16 protein-coding genes and 1 pseudogene are annotated in these 15,632 nt (G+C 61.5%); 12 read left to right on the plus strand and 5 right to left on the minus strand.

Translation table 11 applies throughout. The annotated features are described in order from the left end of the window. Positions 1–74: 74 nt before the first annotated feature. The 3 genes and pseudogenes from N1937_RS18620 (at position 75) to N1937_RS18630 (ending at position 1,438) form a co-directional block, all read left to right on the plus strand. On the plus strand, positions 75–494 hold the full coding sequence (locus tag N1937_RS18620) for a tautomerase family protein (protein ID WP_017968179.1): 420 nt from the start codon (positions 75–77) through the stop codon (positions 492–494). Continuing rightward, the gene (locus N1937_RS18625) at positions 491–895 is read left to right on the plus strand and encodes a cupin domain-containing protein (protein WP_260056716.1); all 405 of its coding nucleotides are present in this window, start codon (positions 491–493) and stop codon (positions 893–895) included. The genes N1937_RS18620 and N1937_RS18625 overlap by 4 nt, the downstream gene beginning before the upstream one ends. Beyond that, positions 892–1,438 (plus strand): annotated as a pseudogene (locus N1937_RS18630) (DUF4865 family protein). Before N1937_RS18625 ends, N1937_RS18630 begins: the two are co-directional and overlap by 4 nt. Positions 1,439–1,440: 2 nt before the next feature. On the opposite strand, the gene N1937_RS18635 reads toward N1937_RS18630, so the two are convergent. The 3 genes from N1937_RS18635 to N1937_RS18645 all read right to left on the minus strand — a co-directional run bounded on the left by N1937_RS18635 (position 1,441) and on the right by N1937_RS18645 (position 4,124). Next, entirely contained in the window at positions 1,441–2,076 is a 636-nt protein-coding gene (locus N1937_RS18635; RefSeq protein WP_026154534.1) for a LysE family translocator, read from the minus strand. A gap of 123 nt (positions 2,077–2,199) precedes the next feature. After that, positions 2,200–3,639 (minus strand): pyruvate kinase, encoded by a 1,440-nt coding sequence (pyk, locus tag N1937_RS18640; protein WP_017967840.1) that lies wholly within the window; start codon positions 3,637–3,639, stop codon positions 2,200–2,202. Beyond that, positions 3,639–4,124, minus strand: a complete 486-nt coding sequence (locus N1937_RS18645) for a DUF1036 domain-containing protein (RefSeq protein WP_260056717.1) — start codon at positions 4,122–4,124, stop codon at positions 3,639–3,641. Before N1937_RS18645 ends, pyk begins: the two co-directional genes overlap by 1 nt. A 201-nt stretch (positions 4,125–4,325) precedes the next feature. Between N1937_RS18645 and N1937_RS18650 the strand changes: the two genes are divergently transcribed. The 3 genes from N1937_RS18650 to N1937_RS18660 all read left to right on the plus strand — a co-directional run bounded on the left by N1937_RS18650 (position 4,326) and on the right by N1937_RS18660 (position 5,808). Next, a complete protein-coding gene (locus tag N1937_RS18650) occupies positions 4,326–5,114 on the plus strand; it encodes an N-formylglutamate amidohydrolase (protein ID WP_162116988.1) in 789 nt (262 codons plus the stop codon). Between the two features lie 33 nt (positions 5,115–5,147). Continuing rightward, the gene (locus N1937_RS18655) at positions 5,148–5,453 is read left to right on the plus strand and encodes a DUF1244 domain-containing protein (protein ID WP_003582233.1); all 306 of its coding nucleotides are present in this window, start codon (positions 5,148–5,150) and stop codon (positions 5,451–5,453) included. 91 nt (positions 5,454–5,544) lie between these two features. Further along, the gene (locus N1937_RS18660) at positions 5,545–5,808 is read left to right on the plus strand and encodes a DUF2312 domain-containing protein (protein ID WP_007631616.1); all 264 of its coding nucleotides are present in this window, start codon (positions 5,545–5,547) and stop codon (positions 5,806–5,808) included. Between the two features lie 161 nt (positions 5,809–5,969). Here N1937_RS18660 and N1937_RS18665 read toward each other — a convergent pair whose 3' ends face one another. Both N1937_RS18665 and N1937_RS18670 read right to left on the minus strand, forming a co-directional pair. Then, positions 5,970–7,811, minus strand: coding sequence for a DUF882 domain-containing protein (locus N1937_RS18665; protein WP_260056718.1), 1,842 nt, complete (start codon positions 7,809–7,811; stop codon positions 5,970–5,972). Between the two features lie 178 nt (positions 7,812–7,989). Continuing rightward, the gene (locus N1937_RS18670; protein ID WP_130701470.1) at positions 7,990–9,534 is read right to left on the minus strand and encodes a sigma-54-dependent transcriptional regulator; all 1,545 of its coding nucleotides are present in this window, start codon (positions 9,532–9,534) and stop codon (positions 7,990–7,992) included. A gap of 311 nt (positions 9,535–9,845) precedes the next feature. On the opposite strand from N1937_RS18670, the gene N1937_RS18675 reads away from it, so the two are divergent. From N1937_RS18675 to N1937_RS18700, 6 genes are all read left to right on the plus strand, one after another. Then, positions 9,846–11,699 (plus strand): M3 family oligoendopeptidase, encoded by a 1,854-nt coding sequence (locus N1937_RS18675; protein ID WP_260056719.1) that lies wholly within the window; start codon positions 9,846–9,848, stop codon positions 11,697–11,699. A gap of 98 nt (positions 11,700–11,797) precedes the next feature. Further along, the gene (locus N1937_RS18680; protein ID WP_407751110.1) at positions 11,798–12,985 is read left to right on the plus strand and encodes an aminodeoxychorismate synthase component I; all 1,188 of its coding nucleotides are present in this window, start codon (positions 11,798–11,800) and stop codon (positions 12,983–12,985) included. Then, on the plus strand, positions 12,982–13,611 hold the full coding sequence (locus N1937_RS18685) for an aminotransferase class IV family protein (protein WP_260056721.1): 630 nt from the start codon (positions 12,982–12,984) through the stop codon (positions 13,609–13,611). The genes N1937_RS18680 and N1937_RS18685 overlap by 4 nt, the downstream gene beginning before the upstream one ends. A gap of 2 nt (positions 13,612–13,613) precedes the next feature. Then, positions 13,614–13,898 carry a YciI family protein gene (locus N1937_RS18690; RefSeq protein WP_222384568.1) on the plus strand — a complete coding sequence of 95 codons (285 nt, stop codon included), beginning with the start codon at positions 13,614–13,616 and terminating at the stop codon, positions 13,896–13,898. A gap of 17 nt (positions 13,899–13,915) precedes the next feature. Beyond that, on the plus strand, positions 13,916–14,059 hold the full coding sequence (locus N1937_RS18695; protein ID WP_170259806.1) for a hypothetical protein: 144 nt from the start codon (positions 13,916–13,918) through the stop codon (positions 14,057–14,059). Between the two features lie 84 nt (positions 14,060–14,143). Further along, the gene (locus N1937_RS18700) at positions 14,144–15,595 is read left to right on the plus strand and encodes a homospermidine synthase (RefSeq protein ID WP_170259807.1); all 1,452 of its coding nucleotides are present in this window, start codon (positions 14,144–14,146) and stop codon (positions 15,593–15,595) included. Positions 15,596–15,632: the final 37 nt, after the last annotated feature.

Raw genomic sequence — 15,632 nt, forward strand, 5'->3', positions numbered from 1 at the left:
ATTTTCAGCATCATCGTGCCGTGCGATGCTTCTGCTGTCAAGGCCGACGGACGGCCTGAATCATGGAGATCCCGATGCCCTTCGTTCGCATTTCCCTTCGCAAAGGCAAGTCGGCGGACTACCTCGCGGCGCTGGCCGACAACATTCAGCGCGCCCTGGTCGAGACCTTCGACGTGCCCGAAAACGACCGTTTCCAGACCATCCACCAGCATGACGAGAACGAACTGATCTTCGATCGCAGCTATCTCGCCGGCCCGCGCTCCGACGATTTCGTCTACATCTCGATCACGATCGGCAGGCCTCGCACCGGCGAGATGAAGGCAGCACTCTATCGGCGGCTTGCCGATCTCCTGGCGCAATCGCCGGGCCTCCGGCCCGAGGACGTGATGATCGTCATCAGCACCAGCGCACCGGAAGACTGGTCCTTCGGTAATGGTATTGCCCAGATGACCGACCCAGACTGGCGGCTTCGTCTGGCTGGAGCCCGGCAATGAGCGCTTCGAACCCGAAGACCATGACCATCAGGCGCCCCGGCAGGGCAGTCCGCTCGCCTGAGGGCGCCGCAACTTCGCCTTTCTGGGTCGAGATGCTGCTCGAAGGCAGCGCCGATGGCGAGAACACCGCCATGCGCGCCATGCTCGATCCCGGCACCATCACCCGCTGGCACACGCATCCAAGAGGCCAGCTACTTTATGTGCTTTCGGGCCATGGGCTGGCGCAGAACGAGGGCGGCCCCATCGAAGCATTGCGTGCCGGCGATGCCGTCTGGTTTGCGCCCGGCGAGCGTCACTGGCATGGCGCCACCGATGACAGCCCCTTCAGCTATATCAGCGTCCAGCCGACGGAAAACGGCAGCGTCGTCGAATGGCTGCAACCGGTGGAGGCACAGTCATGATCACCATGCAGTACAGCTTCACCCTGCCTGCCGATTACGACATGTCGATCATCGACCGCCGCATCCGCGACAAGGGTCCACTGCTCGACGGCTTTCCCAATCTCGGCTTCAAAGCCTATCTCAGCGCCCGCAAGGGGGAGTTCGGCAGCCACGACAATCTCTATGCGCCCTTCTATCTCTGGCAGACGCCGCAAGGGGCAAGCGACTTCCTCTGCGGCCCGGGCTTCGAAACGCTGACCGACGCCTTCGGCTGGCCACAGGTGAGAACCTGGATCGTCTGGCAGGCAGAAATCTCGCCTGATATCGCCCCGGCCAGGTTCGCCACACGCGATATTCTGCAAACAGAGGCCTACACGCCGCTCGCCGACATTCGCCGAAAGCGCGGCGACCAAAGCAGACCTGGCGACAGGTGGCGCGCTCGCCTCCATTTCCGGCTTCGAACCGACGAGCTGGACGCGGGTACGCTTCAGGCTATGGCGAGAGATTCCCAAGATCGGCGAGCACACCCAGACCTATCGCGTCGGCCACCTATCCCTGCCCTGAACTCAGACGGTTGCCCGGCGATAGAAGGCCAACGAGCCGGCAAGCGCCAGCAGCGCGCCACCGCAGGCTCGCTCCAGCCACATGGCGCCTGAGGTTTTCAGGAAACGCACCGCCTGCGAGCCGAAGAAGGCATAGCCGAACATGATGAGGAAATCGAGCGCGGCAAAGACAAGGGCGAGCAGCATATATTGCGTCGCCTGCGGCAGGATCGGGTCGATGAACTGGGGCAGGAAAGCCGAGAAGAACAGATAACCCTTCGGATTGGTCGCCGCGACCATGAAGCTCTTCAGTCCGATCGAGAAGGGCGATGTCGCGCCCGCAGGCGCGCCGGACTTCAACGCCGCATCGATCGTGCCCTTCGAACGCAGCAGCATGATACCGAGAAAAGCGAGATAGGCGGCACCTGCCCATTTCAGCATCGAGAACCAGAATTCCGATGCGGCGAGCAGCGCGCCAAGCCCGATCGCGACGGCGCCGATCAGCACGAAATCGGACAGCACCGCGCCGATCATGCCGGCAACTGCGCGGCGCAGGCCATGCCGCGAACCGTTGGTCAGCGCCAGCAGCACTGTCGGCCCCGGTGTCGCGATACCAACAAAGGAAACGGCTGCAAAAGCCAGAAGCGTGACGTAATCCATGACGATCCTCCCGATCCAGAGATCGAAACTTGCATGCGCCATTGCCGTTGGCAATGCCGGCCCATCAACGAAAAAAGCCCGCCGCCTTCTCAGGCAGCGGGCGTTCGGATGCATGCGATCCGATCAGATGCCGCTCTGGCCGTCGGAACCGATATAGGCGATGCGGATCATGTTGGTGGCGCCGGGCGTGCCGAGCGGCACGCCGGCCGAGATGATGATGCGGTCGCCCGGCTTGCCGAAACCTTCGTCGGCGACGATACGGCAGGCGCGGTTGACCATGTCGTCGAGATCGGTCGCGTCATGGGTGACGACGCAGTGCAGGCCCCAGACGACGGCAAGACGGCGTGCCGTCTTGATGATCGGCGACAGCGCCAGGATCGGCACTTGCGGACGCTCGCGCGAGGCGCGAAGGCCTGTCGTGCCCGACGAAGTGTAACAGACGATCGCCGACAGCTTCAGCGTTTCGGCGATCTGACGGGCGGCCAGCGAGATCGCATCGGCACCGGTCGCTTCCGGCTGGGCACGCTGGGCATAGATGATTCCGGGATAATGCGGCTCGCGCTCGATGGCAGTGGCAATCGACGCCATCGTCGTGACAGCTTCGACCGGATAGTCGCCCGAGGCCGATTCGGCCGAGAGCATGACGGCATCCGCACCTTCGAAAACGGCGGTCGCGACGTCGGAAACTTCGGCGCGTGTCGGCACCGGCGCCGAGATCATCGATTCCAGCATCTGCGTGGCAACGACCACTGGCTTGCCCGAACGGCGGCAGGCGCGGATCAGCTGCTTCTGGATGCCGGGAACCGATTCGAGCGGCATTTCGACGCCGAGATCGCCGCGGGCGACCATCAATGCGTCTGACAGTTCGATGATTTCCTCGATGCGCTCGAGAGCCTGCGGCTTTTCGATCTTCGACATCAGGCCGACGCGGCCGCGGGCGATCTTGCGCACTTCGGCGAGGTCGTCGGGACGCTGGACGAAGGAAAGCGCCACCCAGTCGACATCGTCGGTGGCAAGCACTGCGTCGAGATCGGCGCGGTCCTTGTCCGTCAGCGCGCCGACGCCGAGCAGCGTGTCGGGAAGGCTGACGCCCTTGCGGTCGGAGATGCGCGTGCCCGAAATAACAGTCGTGACGATGCTCTTGCCGTCGCATTTTTCTGCGCGCAGGGCGAGCTTGCCGTCATCGATCAGCAGGCGGTGGCCAGGCTGCACCGATTCCAGGATCTCGGGGTGCGGCAGGTAGACGCGGCTCTGGTCGCCGAGCGCTTCGTTGTTGTCGAGCGTGAACGTTTGGCCGGGCTTCAGGTCCACCTTGCCGTCGACGAACTTGCCGACACGCAGTTTCGGTCCCTGCAGGTCGGCGAGAATGCCGATCGGCCGGCCGGAGCGCGCTTCGACCGAGCGGATGCGCTGGATCAGCGTACGCATCATGTCGTGGCTCGCATGGCTCATATTGATGCGGAAGACATCGGCACCGGCCTGGTGCAGCTTCTCGATCATCGATTCCTCGGAGGAGGCTGGCCCGAGGGTGGCGAGGATTTTAACTTTGCGATTACGCTTCATCAATTCTGGCTTTCTTGCGTCCCTGGGGTGTCGGAGAGTTGAACCATCCAGCTACCCTGGCGGCCCGTATCATATTCCTTGAATCCCATCTTCTGGTAACCGCGGGCATAACAATCCTGCACACCCGTGATCTTGAATTCGTTTTCCGCCACGCACATCTGCACGTCACCCGTCCATCGTCCTCCCCGGGCGGCGTCCTCTGCGTAGAGGTAATAATAGCGCGACGGCAATTCTCCCTCGATCAACGTGGCGCAGGTCGTTGCCGGCACCTGCCACCAGCCCTCCGTTACCCAGCCATCCTTGGCCCGGTATCCGATCGCGACGCCGACGAGATTCTGTGTTCCGTTGCAGACGCGAAAATCGGCGCGCGCGGCATCTGCGATGAAAAACGGCATGGCGGCTGCAAGAGCGAACAGAGCGAGACGGACCAGCGGCCCGGACCGCGTGAGGAAACTTGGCGCGGCTTGGATCAACACGGCTCCCAAATAGCTCCACGGTTATTCGTATCCGTGTCTTCTTGCGCCGCCGTCAAGCGAAAGTCAACGCAATGCTAATCGATTATATTTCCTTTCATAACCACCCGTCGAGGGTCCGGCTCAACCTCTCGCCGCCTGCCGCGCTTGAACCCGCCGCAGGCGCATGCGATCACTGCGCCCAACGGCGCAATGACGAATGGCAATTCCTTCATGGATGACTTCCAATCTTTCGAGATCCTATCCGGCAAACATGACAAAGGCATGGTGATCCTCGCAGATCACGCGATGAACCGCCTTCCCGCGCGATATGGCCGGCTGGGACTTCCCGACGCGGCCTTCGCTCGACATATCGCCTATGACATCGGCATCGAGGGCCTGACGCGGCAGCTTTCGGCAAGGCTCGGCGTTCCCGCCGTGCTTGGCGGCTTTTCGCGCCTGCTGATCGACCCCAATCGCGGCGAAGACGATCCGACGCTGATCATGAAGATCTCCGACGGCGCCGTCATATCAGGCAATCATCCGATCACGCCGCAGGAATGGGACCACCGCATCGAAACCTTCCATCGCCCCTATCACCATGCCGTGGCCACAACGATCGACAGCGTGGCGAATGCCACTGGCAGGGCGCCACTGGTGCTGTCGCTGCACTCCTTCACGCCGGCTTGGAAGGGCATTCCCCGTTCCTGGCACGCTGCCGTCCTCTGGGACAGCGACCATCGCGCTGTTGGCCCGCTGCTTGACATGCTGCGCGCCGATCCCGATCTCGCCGTTGGCGACAACGAACCCTATGACGGCGCGCTGAAGGGCGATACCATGTACCGCCATTGCATGATTACAGGCATTCCGCATGCGCTGCTCGAGGTGCGCCAGGATCTGATCGGAGACGAGACCGGCATATCGGCATGGGCCGAACGCCTGGCGCCGATCTTTGCGGCGATGAATGCCGAACCCGCCTTGCACGAATACGACGTTCACCTGTCACGCACCGGCCCCTATTGAACGAAAGGCCCCATTTAACGAAATGGAAGCGAGATGACCGCGCTCAGCAAGGAACAACAGACCGAATTCGAAGCTGCCGCCTTTCGCCGCCTCGTCGCACATCTTCGCGAACGCAGCGACGTTCAGAACATCGACCTGATGAATCTGGCCGGCTTCTGCCGCAACTGCCTGTCGAACTGGTATCGCGAAGCCGCCGAGGCCGAGGGTGTCCCGGTGACCAGGGACGAATCGCGCGAGATGGTCTATGGCATGCCCTATGAGGACTGGAAGAATCTTCACCAGAACGAGGCCTCGCCTGTGCAAAAGGCTGCTTTTGAACTGAACAACCCACACAAATAGCTTGGCTGGCCGCGAACGGGCTTGACCGTGACGCCGCTTCGCGGCAGTCACTGGCATCCAAAATCGATCACCGAAAAACCAGGAGAACACGATGTCTGATGCTCACGGCGTCGCCCGCGATCAGCTTCGCGCTTTCATCGAGCGCATTGAACGGCTGGAAGAAGAAAAGAAGACCATCGCCGACGATATCAAGGACGTCTATGGCGAAGCCAAGGGAACGGGCTTCGATACCAAGATCCTGAAGAAGGTCGTGGCGCTGCGCAAGAAGGACGAGCAGGAGCGCATGGAAGAGGAAGCAATCCTCGACACCTACCTGCTTGCGCTCGGCATGATCGAATCGCCGCCGGAAGGCTGATCCGTCCACACCGCCCGATATCAACAAGCCGCCGGGCCGCTCCGGCGGCTTTTCGTTGGCGGAGAACGCGCCGGGTTAAACAGCGGCCTTACCTGTCGAAGCGGCCAAAGAAAAACCGCCGGATCGCTCCGGCGGTTTTCGATATTGCGTGATCGGCAGGCTCAGTTCGTGTTGAACTTGCGCACTTCCATGAAGTTCACAGCCGTGCCGCTGAAGCGGGCCGGGTCGACCGAAGCGGTCTTGACGTTGAAGCCCTCGGCATAGACGGCGGTCGGCTGGGCGCGCATCGTCTGGCTAACGAACCGCGGCGCCTTGACCTGCCTGGAGGCCATTTCCAGGCGGGCATTGGTGAGCGCCCATTGCGAGATCATCTTTTCCGTCAGCTTCGGCTCGGTGCGCACCGTCGTGCGGCTGGCATCCGCTGCGGCGGCTTCCTTCTGCGTCGGGCGACCACCCTTGGCAGGAAGGCCCTGCGCCACGGCGCTTTCGTCGGCCGGTTCGTCGAAACTATCGCCAAAGCTTGCCGATTTGGTCATCGGTGCCAATGCCGCGAGTTCGAGCGGCGGCTTTGCGGCAGGCGCCTTTTGCGTCATCGCGGCGTTGATCGCCTGCTCAACCGTCTGCGGCGGAGCCTTCGACGCGATCTGGCTTTCCCCATCGTTCCGCTGCTGGTCGAGTGCGTCGGCCACGGCAGGAGACAGCGCGTCCTGATCGGCTTCGTCGGCTTCTGCCTCCGGATCGGCCTCGGCCGCAGCAAGAAGGTTCTCGGCAACGGCAGGGCGTTCGATCGGCGTCGGAACCGGCAGCCCATTTGCGCCCGTCAGCATGGGATCGGTCGACGCGACCTCGGCGTCACCAGGCGCACGGCGCTGGCCGAGAAGCGAGGGAACCGGAATGCTGTAGGCGCTGAGGTCGGCGAACTGCTGCGGCTGGGCCTGATCGACCGGAAGGGCCGTAAGAGCCTGCTGTGCGGCATTACCCGAAGGCGGCGCTACGAGCGCGCTCGCGACTTCGCTGCCGGCGGGCTGGTTGCTGAACGCCGGGCGAACCTGCGGCACCGGCGCGTTCAGATCGGCGACTTCGGTCTGCTGCGGCTCGACAGGAGCAGGCTCGGCCTTCGGCGGCGTCGCCTTGGCAACGGCAACAGGGGTGGAATCGTCCGTCTCGTCTTCCTGCTCGTCGGCCCCGCCGCCAAAGAGCGCGGCAAACAGCGTCTTGTGCTTCGGCGCCGATTCGGAAGCGCTGGCGATCTGGATCTGCGTCCCGCTGACGCGGCGCTTATAATCGGCCATCGCCTGCTGGTAGCCCGGCAGCGGCTTGCCGTCGGCCGGAATATGGATGGTATTGCCGTTCGGGAAGAGCCGAACCAGCTCGTCGCGGCTCATGCGCGGCCAGGCGCGAACGCCGCCGACATCCATGTGCACGAAGGGCGAGCCCGACTTCGGATAGAAGCCGACGCCGCCGACCTGCATCTTCATGCCGATGCCGCGCAGCGTCGCCAGCTTGACGTCGGGAATGAAGAAGTCCATCGCCTTGCCGAGCATATGCTGGCTCTTTTCGGCGACGCCGGAATTGCGCGAGCGGCCACGCAGCATCTCGTTGGTTCCCGGCGAACGGAAACCGCAGACGACATTGATGTAGTCCCTCGAACCGCTCTGGCGATAGACTTCCCAGATCAGGTCGAACAGCCGCGGGTCCATTTTCGTCGGCTGGTTCTTGCGCCAATCGCGCAGGAAGCGATTCAGCTGCTCCAGACCCTTGGGGTCGAACTTGCCATTGCGCTTGTAGGTGATGACGGCTTTTTCGCCGGTATGAATGAAATAGAGCTTGAGGCTGCGGGTGTCGCCCGCTGCCTGCGAAGGCGTACTAACGAATACCGGTGAGGAAACCGCGAGTGCAAGAAGGGCGGCCGCAACCGTCCTTATTGCCTTTCCGCAGATGTCGGCGCACAACAAGCGCCAGCTCAAGCGCGAAGGCTTGGAATTCCCATTCAGATTCGGCAACTCGATCCCCGTCAGACAGACAATGTCCCGTACTGCCTCAGATGACTGTCAAATGCGGTCACACGATGGCAAAAATGCCACACATGATCAACCTTTTCTTTACATAGTGAACGCGCCACTAACAAGTGGTTTATGACTAGTAACAAAACGTGGTTGCCTTAATCTTAACGAAAAGCGCTTAAGCCGCATCTTTCTGGGGATTGTCAGGGTCTATGCCGTAATCCTTGAGCTTGCGATAAAGTGTGGATCGGCCGATGCCGAGCTTGCGCGCGACTTGACTCATCTGTCCGCGATAGAATTTGAGCGCGAATCGGATGAGTTCCTCCTCGACATCGGCAAGCCTGCGCACGTCTCCGGCGGGATTGACGCTGGCAATCGCGTTTTCCGGGGCCTCGGACAGGCGGTGGTGCACCTCTCCCGACATCGACGCCCTGAAATCCTCGCCATAGCCATCGTCGGGATCGAGGCCGGTATTGTCGGCAACGAGCGCCAGGTGATCCACCACATCGTATTCAGGAAGTTGGGCAGCGATCTGCGGGAAATCCGCCTCGGTCAGCTCCGGCCCTTCGGCCAGAACGACCGCACGGAAGATGGCGTTTTCAAGCTGGCGGATATTGCCCGGCCAGTCATAGGCGGTCAGCAACGCCAGCGCGCCGGCATTCACCGTCATGCGGCGACCACTCTTCTGCTCGCTGGAGAAGCGCTCGGCAAAGACGCGCACCAGATTGGGAATGTCTTCTTTGCGTTTGCGCAGCGCCGGAATGGTGATCGGGAAGACGTTGAGGCGATAATAGAGATCCTCGCGGAAATGGCCGTTCTTGACCTCCTCGATCAGATCCTTGTTGGTCGCCGAAATCAGTCGGACATTGACCTTGTGTGCGGTACGTGCACCGACGGTCTCGATCTCGCCCTGCTGCACGGCACGCAAGAGCTTCACTTGCACCTCGAGCGGCAGGTCGCCGATCTCGTCGAGGAAGATGGTGCCGCCATCGGCTTCCATGAATTTGCCGATATGGCGCTCGGTCGCGCCGGTAAACGCGCCCTTCTCGTGACCGAAGAGAATGCTCTCGACCAGATTATGCGGGATCGCCCCGCAATTGACGGTGACGAAGGGCTTGTTCGAGCGGTCGCCGCCGGATTGGATGGCGCGCGCCACCAGCTCCTTGCCGACGCCGGATTCGCCTTCGAGCACGACGGGAATGTTGGACTGAGCCGCCCGCTGGGCGAGATCGATGACGCGGAGCATCGCCGGGCTTGCCGAAACGATATCGTCGAAGCCGACCGACCCTGAGCGCGACCGCCGTCCGGCTCGCGCCTTGACTTCGCGCTGGTCGAGCTTCATCGCGTTCGAGATCGAAGTGGCGATGCGTTCGGGCGAGACCGGCTTGACGACGAAATCAAAGGCGCCGGCGCGCATTGCCTGCACCACCGTTTCAATCCCGCCCTGCCCCGTCTGCACAATGACCGGGATCTGCGTGCCGAATTCGTGAAGCGCATCGAGGAATTCGAGGCCGGTCATCTCCGGCATCATCAGGTCGAGGACGATGACGTTGAAAAGGCCGCTGTCGCGTTTGACCATTTCCAGGCCGATGCGGCCATTTTCCGCCTGGTGCACGACATGGCCGTGACGCTCGATTGCATTCTTGAGCAGGCGGCGCTGCACGGGGTCATCTTCGACCACGAGGATTTGCCCTGCTCCCTTGAGCTCATTGTAACCGGTCATTGTCGCCTCACTTCATGCGAAACCATAAAGCGCACTCTGACAGGAAGGCTTGAACATCCAGTTTTGAGAAACAATTGCATTTTAACGATTGGAACGGGTCATTTTCGTGCCGAAGCGACGCCTTTCATGCGCCGAAAACCCCTTGATGCGAGGCCTTCGCACGCTTACAGCGCCGCGCGTCTTTTCAGACGCGCAAAGGACGCTGTAACACTTTCAATCCTCGCATCGTGCTTTCCGAAAATCGATTCCGATTTTCGGGCCGATGCGGTAGACAATCAGACCTGTTATGGAAGTGGAGAGGAATTGCGCCCATGAAAATCAAGCTCCCGCACGCCGGCCCTCTTTTATCTCCAGCAGTGCCAGCTGGGGCCGCCGACCCGGCGCTCGGCGATCTGCCGGTCTGGAAGCTGCAGGATCTTTATCCCTCCGCTACCTCCACCGCCTTCGTCGCCGACATGGAAAAAGCCGGCAAGGCGGCAATCGCCTTTGAAGAAAAGTGGAAGGGCAAACTCACGGAGGCGGCAGCGAAGACGGGCCCTGAGGGCATCGGCGCGGCGCTGAAGGAATATGAGGCGTTGGACGACATCGTCGGCCGCCTCGGCTCCTTTGCCGGCCTCACCTATTTCTCCGACACCACCAACCCGACAAACGGCAAGCTCTACGGCGACGTGCAGGCTAAGATCACCGAATTTTCCGGCCATCTCCTGTTCTTTGCGCTGGAACTGAATCGCATCGACGACACGGTGATCGACGCCTGCATGGTGAATGATCCCGCCGCCGGGCACTATCGCCCTTGGCTGCTCGACCTCAGGAAGGACAAGCCCTACCAGCTCGACGACAGACTGGAACAGCTCTTCCTCGAAAAGTCGATGACATCGGCCGCTGCCTTCAACCGCCTCTTCGACGAAACCATGGCGGAACTTCGCTACGACATCGATGGCGAGAAAGTGCCGCTCGAAGTGGCGCTGAACAGGCTGCAGGAAAAAGATCCTGACGTGCGCCGCAAGGCAGCCATGGCGCTCGCCGAAACCTTCAAAGCGAATATCCGCACCTTCACGCTGATCACCAACACCCTTGCCAAGGACAAGGAGATCGCCGACCGCTGGCGCGGCTTCGAGGACATCGCCGACAGCCGCCACCTGGCAAACCGTGTCGAGCGCGAGGTCGTCGATGCGCTGGCCGCGGCCGTCCGCGAAGCCTATCCCCGCCTTTCGCATCGCTATTACAAGATGAAGGCGAAATGGCTCGGCATGGAGCAGATGAATTTCTGGGACCGCAACGCGCCGCTTCCGGAAACCTCCAGCGCCATCATCTCCTGGCCGGAGGCGAAGGATACGGTGCTGTCGGCCTATGGTAATTTTGCCCCTGAGTTGGCGGATATCGCCAGGCGCTTTTTCGACGAACAGTGGATCGATGCCCCGGTTCGTCCCGGCAAGGCGCCCGGCGCCTTCGCCCATCCGACGGTTCCCTCGGCCCATCCCTATGTGCTCGTCAATTATATGGGCAAGCCGCGCGATGTGATGACGCTTGCCCATGAACTCGGCCACGGCGTGCATCAGGTTCTCGCCGGCGCGCAAGGGGCGCTGATGTGCCAGACGCCGCTGACGCTTGCCGAAACCGCTTCCGTCTTCGGCGAGATGCTGACCTTCCGCGCGCTTTTACAAAAGACCACCGACAAACGCGAGCGCAAGGCGATGCTCGCCCAGAAGGTCGAGGACATGATCAACACGGTCGTGCGCCAGATCGCCTTTTACGAATTCGAGCGCAAGCTGCACACCGCCCGCAAATCAGGAGAGCTCACAGCTGACGACATCGGCGAACTCTGGCTCTCCGTCCAGTCGGAAAGCCTCGGGCCGGCGATCAGCATTTCGGAAGGATACGAGACCTACTGGGCCTATATCCCCCACTTCATCCACTCGCCCTTCTATGTCTACGCCTATGCCTTCGGCGATTGCCTGGTGAATTCGCTTTATGCCGTCTACCAGAAAGCCGAGAAAGGCTTCCAGGAGAAGTATTTCGAACTGCTGAGGGCCGGCGGCACCAAGCACCACTCGGAACTCCTGAAGCCTTTCGGCCTCGACGCCACCGACCCGTCGTTCTGGAGCCAGGGCCTGTCGATGATCGAAGGGCTGATCGACGAGTTGGAAGCGTTGGATAGGGGCTGAGAGCCTCTTCTCCAAAGGCGGAAGGGCCGCAACGGGTCACTTCTGCCCTTGGGGGAGAAGCGGGAAAATGCTTCACGCTCCCAATCAGATTTTGAGCAATGAGGAACAGAACAAACCGAAAGCGTGGCGTGGCTGACCAACCCTACATCCTCTTCCGCGACGACACGACCGGACAGGTGATGCTTTTCGCCGAGCCGGCAGAGATCATCGTTGCCAGGACGCGCGCCGAGTTCTTTGCAGGCCTTGCCCGGATGGAAGAGGCCAAGGCCGCAGGCAAATGGCTTGCCGGCTACATGGCCTATGAGGCCGGATACCTCTTCGAGGAAAAACTCGCTCCCTTCGCCGGGGAACATCGCGACACCCCGCTCATCTGTTTCGGCGTCTTCGACGCTCCGCAGGCCGATTCGCATCCGCTTGCCCAGCCAAAACAGCGCCTCGAAAACGAGGAATTCCTCACCGCTCCGAAAGCCGCCTGGGATTTCCCATTATATAAGGAGCGCTTCGATCGCCTCCACCAGCACCTGCGGCTCGGCGACGCCTATCAGGCCAACCTCACCATGCCGATCGAAGCCCGCTGGAACGGCGATCCCCGTGCTGCCTTCTGGTCGCTGATCGAACGCCAGCCGGTCAAATACGGCGCGCTGGTCGATCTTCGCGGCCCGGTCATCCTGTCGCGGTCGCCGGAACTGTTCTTCCGCACCGATGAGCAGGGCTGGATCGAGACCCATCCGATGAAGGGCACGGCAAAACGCGGCAGGACTGCCGCCGAGGACGCCGAGATCATCGAGGCGATGCGCAGCGATATCAAGACGCAGGCGGAAAACCGCATGATCGTCGATCTCCTGCGTAACGATATCTCCCGCATCACCGAGGTCGGCACGCTCGATGTCCCGAAGCTCTTCGACATCGAGACCTATCCGACCGTCCACCAGATGGTGAGCCATGTGCAGGCGAGGCTCCGCCCCGATCTTTCGATCCGCGACATCTTTGCCGCGCTCTTCCCCTGCGGTTCGATCACCGGCGCGCCGAAGATACGGGCAATGGAAATCCTCCATGCGCTCGAGGATGTCCCGCGCGACGCCTATTGCGGCGCGATCGGCATGATCTCGCCGACCGGCGCCCTGCGTTTTTCCGTCGCCATCCGCACGATTACGCTTTTTGAGGGCGGCGGGGCCGTCTTTAACGTCGGCGGCGGCATCGTCTTTGATTCCACAGCCGAGGCCGAATATGAGGAATGCCTGCTCAAGGCCCGCTTCGCCATCGGCGACCAATGGATTGCGCGATGATCGATTTTTCGCTGATCGAGACGCTGCGCTGGCAGCCCGGCGAGGGCTTCATCCGGCTGCGGCTGCATCTTGCCCGGCTTTCCCGCTCCGCCCGTCGCCTTGGCTTCCCGCAACCGATCGCGGCGGCGGCCAAGCTCGACGAAGCGGTTGCAGGTGCTGCCGGTCCGCTGCGCATCCGCCTCACCCTCGACGCGCAAGGCCGCATCGAGGTGACGAGCGCCGCTTTCGTTCCGTCGGCACCGGACACGGTCTGGACCGTCCGTTTCGCCGAGACTCGCCTCGATTCCGCCGACACGCTGCTCCGCGTTAAGACCACGCGCCGTGCCGTCTACGAGGCCGCACGGGCCGAATACAGGTCTGATGAGGCCGATGAAGTCATCCTTTTGAACGAACGCGATGAAGTCTGCGAGGGCACCATCACCTCGATCTTCCTGGACGATGGAACCGGCATTCTGCGCACCCCGCCGATCTCCTGCGGCCTGCTTGCCGGCGTGCTGCGCACCGAATTGATCTGCAGCCGCAAGGCCCGTGTCGGCCGCATCACGCTTGCCGATCTCGATGCCGGCACGTTTTATATCGGCAACTCGCTGCGCGGCCTGATTCGCGCAAACCTCATCAGGAACTGACGATGTTCATCCTCTCCCTCACCTATGTGAAACCCAACGACGAAGCCGACAGGCACATGGAGCCGCACATGGCCTGGGTGAAGGAGGGTTATGCCAAGGGCTGGTTTCTGGCGTCCGGCCGGAAGGTGCCGCGCACCGGCGGCGTCATCCTCGCGATCGGCGATCGCACCGCGATTGAGGCCTATGTCGCCGCCGATCCCTTCACCCTCAATGGCGTTGCCGAATACAAAATCACCGAGCTTGCCGTCACGACGGCGGTCGAAGGACTGGAAATCCTGAAGGGCTGATTTTAGAGGAGCCGATCATGGATGATCTCGCAGCCCATCTGAAAGAGCTCGAATCCACGCGGGCTGCCGATCCCCAGGACAGCTTCGCCGGCCTCTATTGCCGCTCGATATCTGGCCTTTCCCCGTCAACGCTCTTTATTGTGACGCCGTTTTATGATTAGAGCCGGTCACCTCGCACTTTCTGCGGCAATTTCAAATTAATTCTTCGGGCTGAACGCCTTCGTCGCCTTCCACAGGAGAAAAGAATGACGGAACAAAACTATCCGGTATATGCCGAAATTACCGGTCCGATCGTGATGATCGGCTTTGGCTCCATCGGTCGCGGCACCCTGCCCCTGATCGAGCGCCATTTCAAATTCGACAAGAGCCGGATGGTCGTCATCGATCCGCGGGATGAGCCCTCCGACATGGAGATCCTGAAGAAGCACGGCGTTCGCCACATCCAGGAATATGTCACCAAGGACAACTACAAGGAACTGCTGAAGCCGCTGCTGACGGAAGGCGAAGGCCAGGGCTTCTGCGTCAACCTCTCGGTCGACACCTCCTCGCTCGACATCATCAAGCTCTGCCGCAAACTCGACGTTCCCTATATCGACACCGTCGTCGAACCCTGGCTCGGCTTCTATTTCGACAAGAGCATGAGCAATGCCGACCGCACCAACTATGCGCTACGCGAAACCATGCGCAAGGAAAAGGCGAAGAACCCCGGCGGCGCTACCGCCGTCTCCACTTGCGGCGCCAATCCGGGCATGGTCTCCTGGTTGGTCAAGCAGGCGCTCGTCAACCTCGCCAACGATACCGGCCTCAAATTCGAGGAACCGGGCCAGCACGATCGCGAAGGCTGGGCAAAGCTCATGAAGAAGCTCGGCGTCAAGGGCGTCCACATTGCCGAGCGCGACACCCAGCGCACCAAGCATCCGAAGCCGCTCAACGTCTTCTGGAACACCTGGTCCGTCGAAGGCTTCATCTCCGAAGGCCTGCAGCCGGCCGAACTCGGCTGGGGCACGCATGAAGAATGGATGCCGAAGAACGCCAAGAAACACAAGAAGGGCAACAAGGCGGCGATCTACCTGGAACAGCCGGGCGCCAACACCCGCGTGCGCACCTGGTGCCCGACGCCCGGCCCGCAATATGGCTTCCTCGTCACCCACAACGAGTCGATCTCGATCGCCGATTTCTTCACCGTTCGCGACAAGGACGGCGAAGTGACCTTCCGCCCGACCTGCCACTATGCCTACCATCCGGCCAACGACGCCGTGCTCTCTCTGCATGAAATGTTCGGCAATGGCGGCACCTCGCAGCCGGTCCATCACGTTCTCGACGAGGATGAGTTGGAGGACGGCATCGATGAACTCGGCGTCCTGCTCTACGGCCACGAGAAGAATGCCTATTGGTATGGCTCGCGCCTGTCGCTGGAAGAAACCCGCCGTATCGCGCCCTATCAGAACGCCACCGGCCTGCAGGTGACATCAGCCGTACTCGCCGGCATGGTCTGGGCGCTGGAAAACCCGAATGCCGGAATCGTCGAAGCCGACGAGATCGATTACAAACGCTGCCTCGAAGTGCAGATGCCCTATCTCGGCCCGGTCGAGGGCCACTACACCGACTGGACCCCGCTCGACGGCCGTCCGGGCCTCTTCCCCGAGGATATCGACACCAAGGATCCGTGGCAGTTCAGGAACGTTCTGGTTCGCTGAGGACGCCTGCACGGCTTTGACAATGCCCGCCGCAAGG

The sequence above is a fragment of the Rhizobium sp. WSM4643 genome (assembly GCF_025152745.1).
GTDB lineage: Bacteria > Pseudomonadota > Alphaproteobacteria > Rhizobiales > Rhizobiaceae > Rhizobium > Rhizobium leguminosarum_I.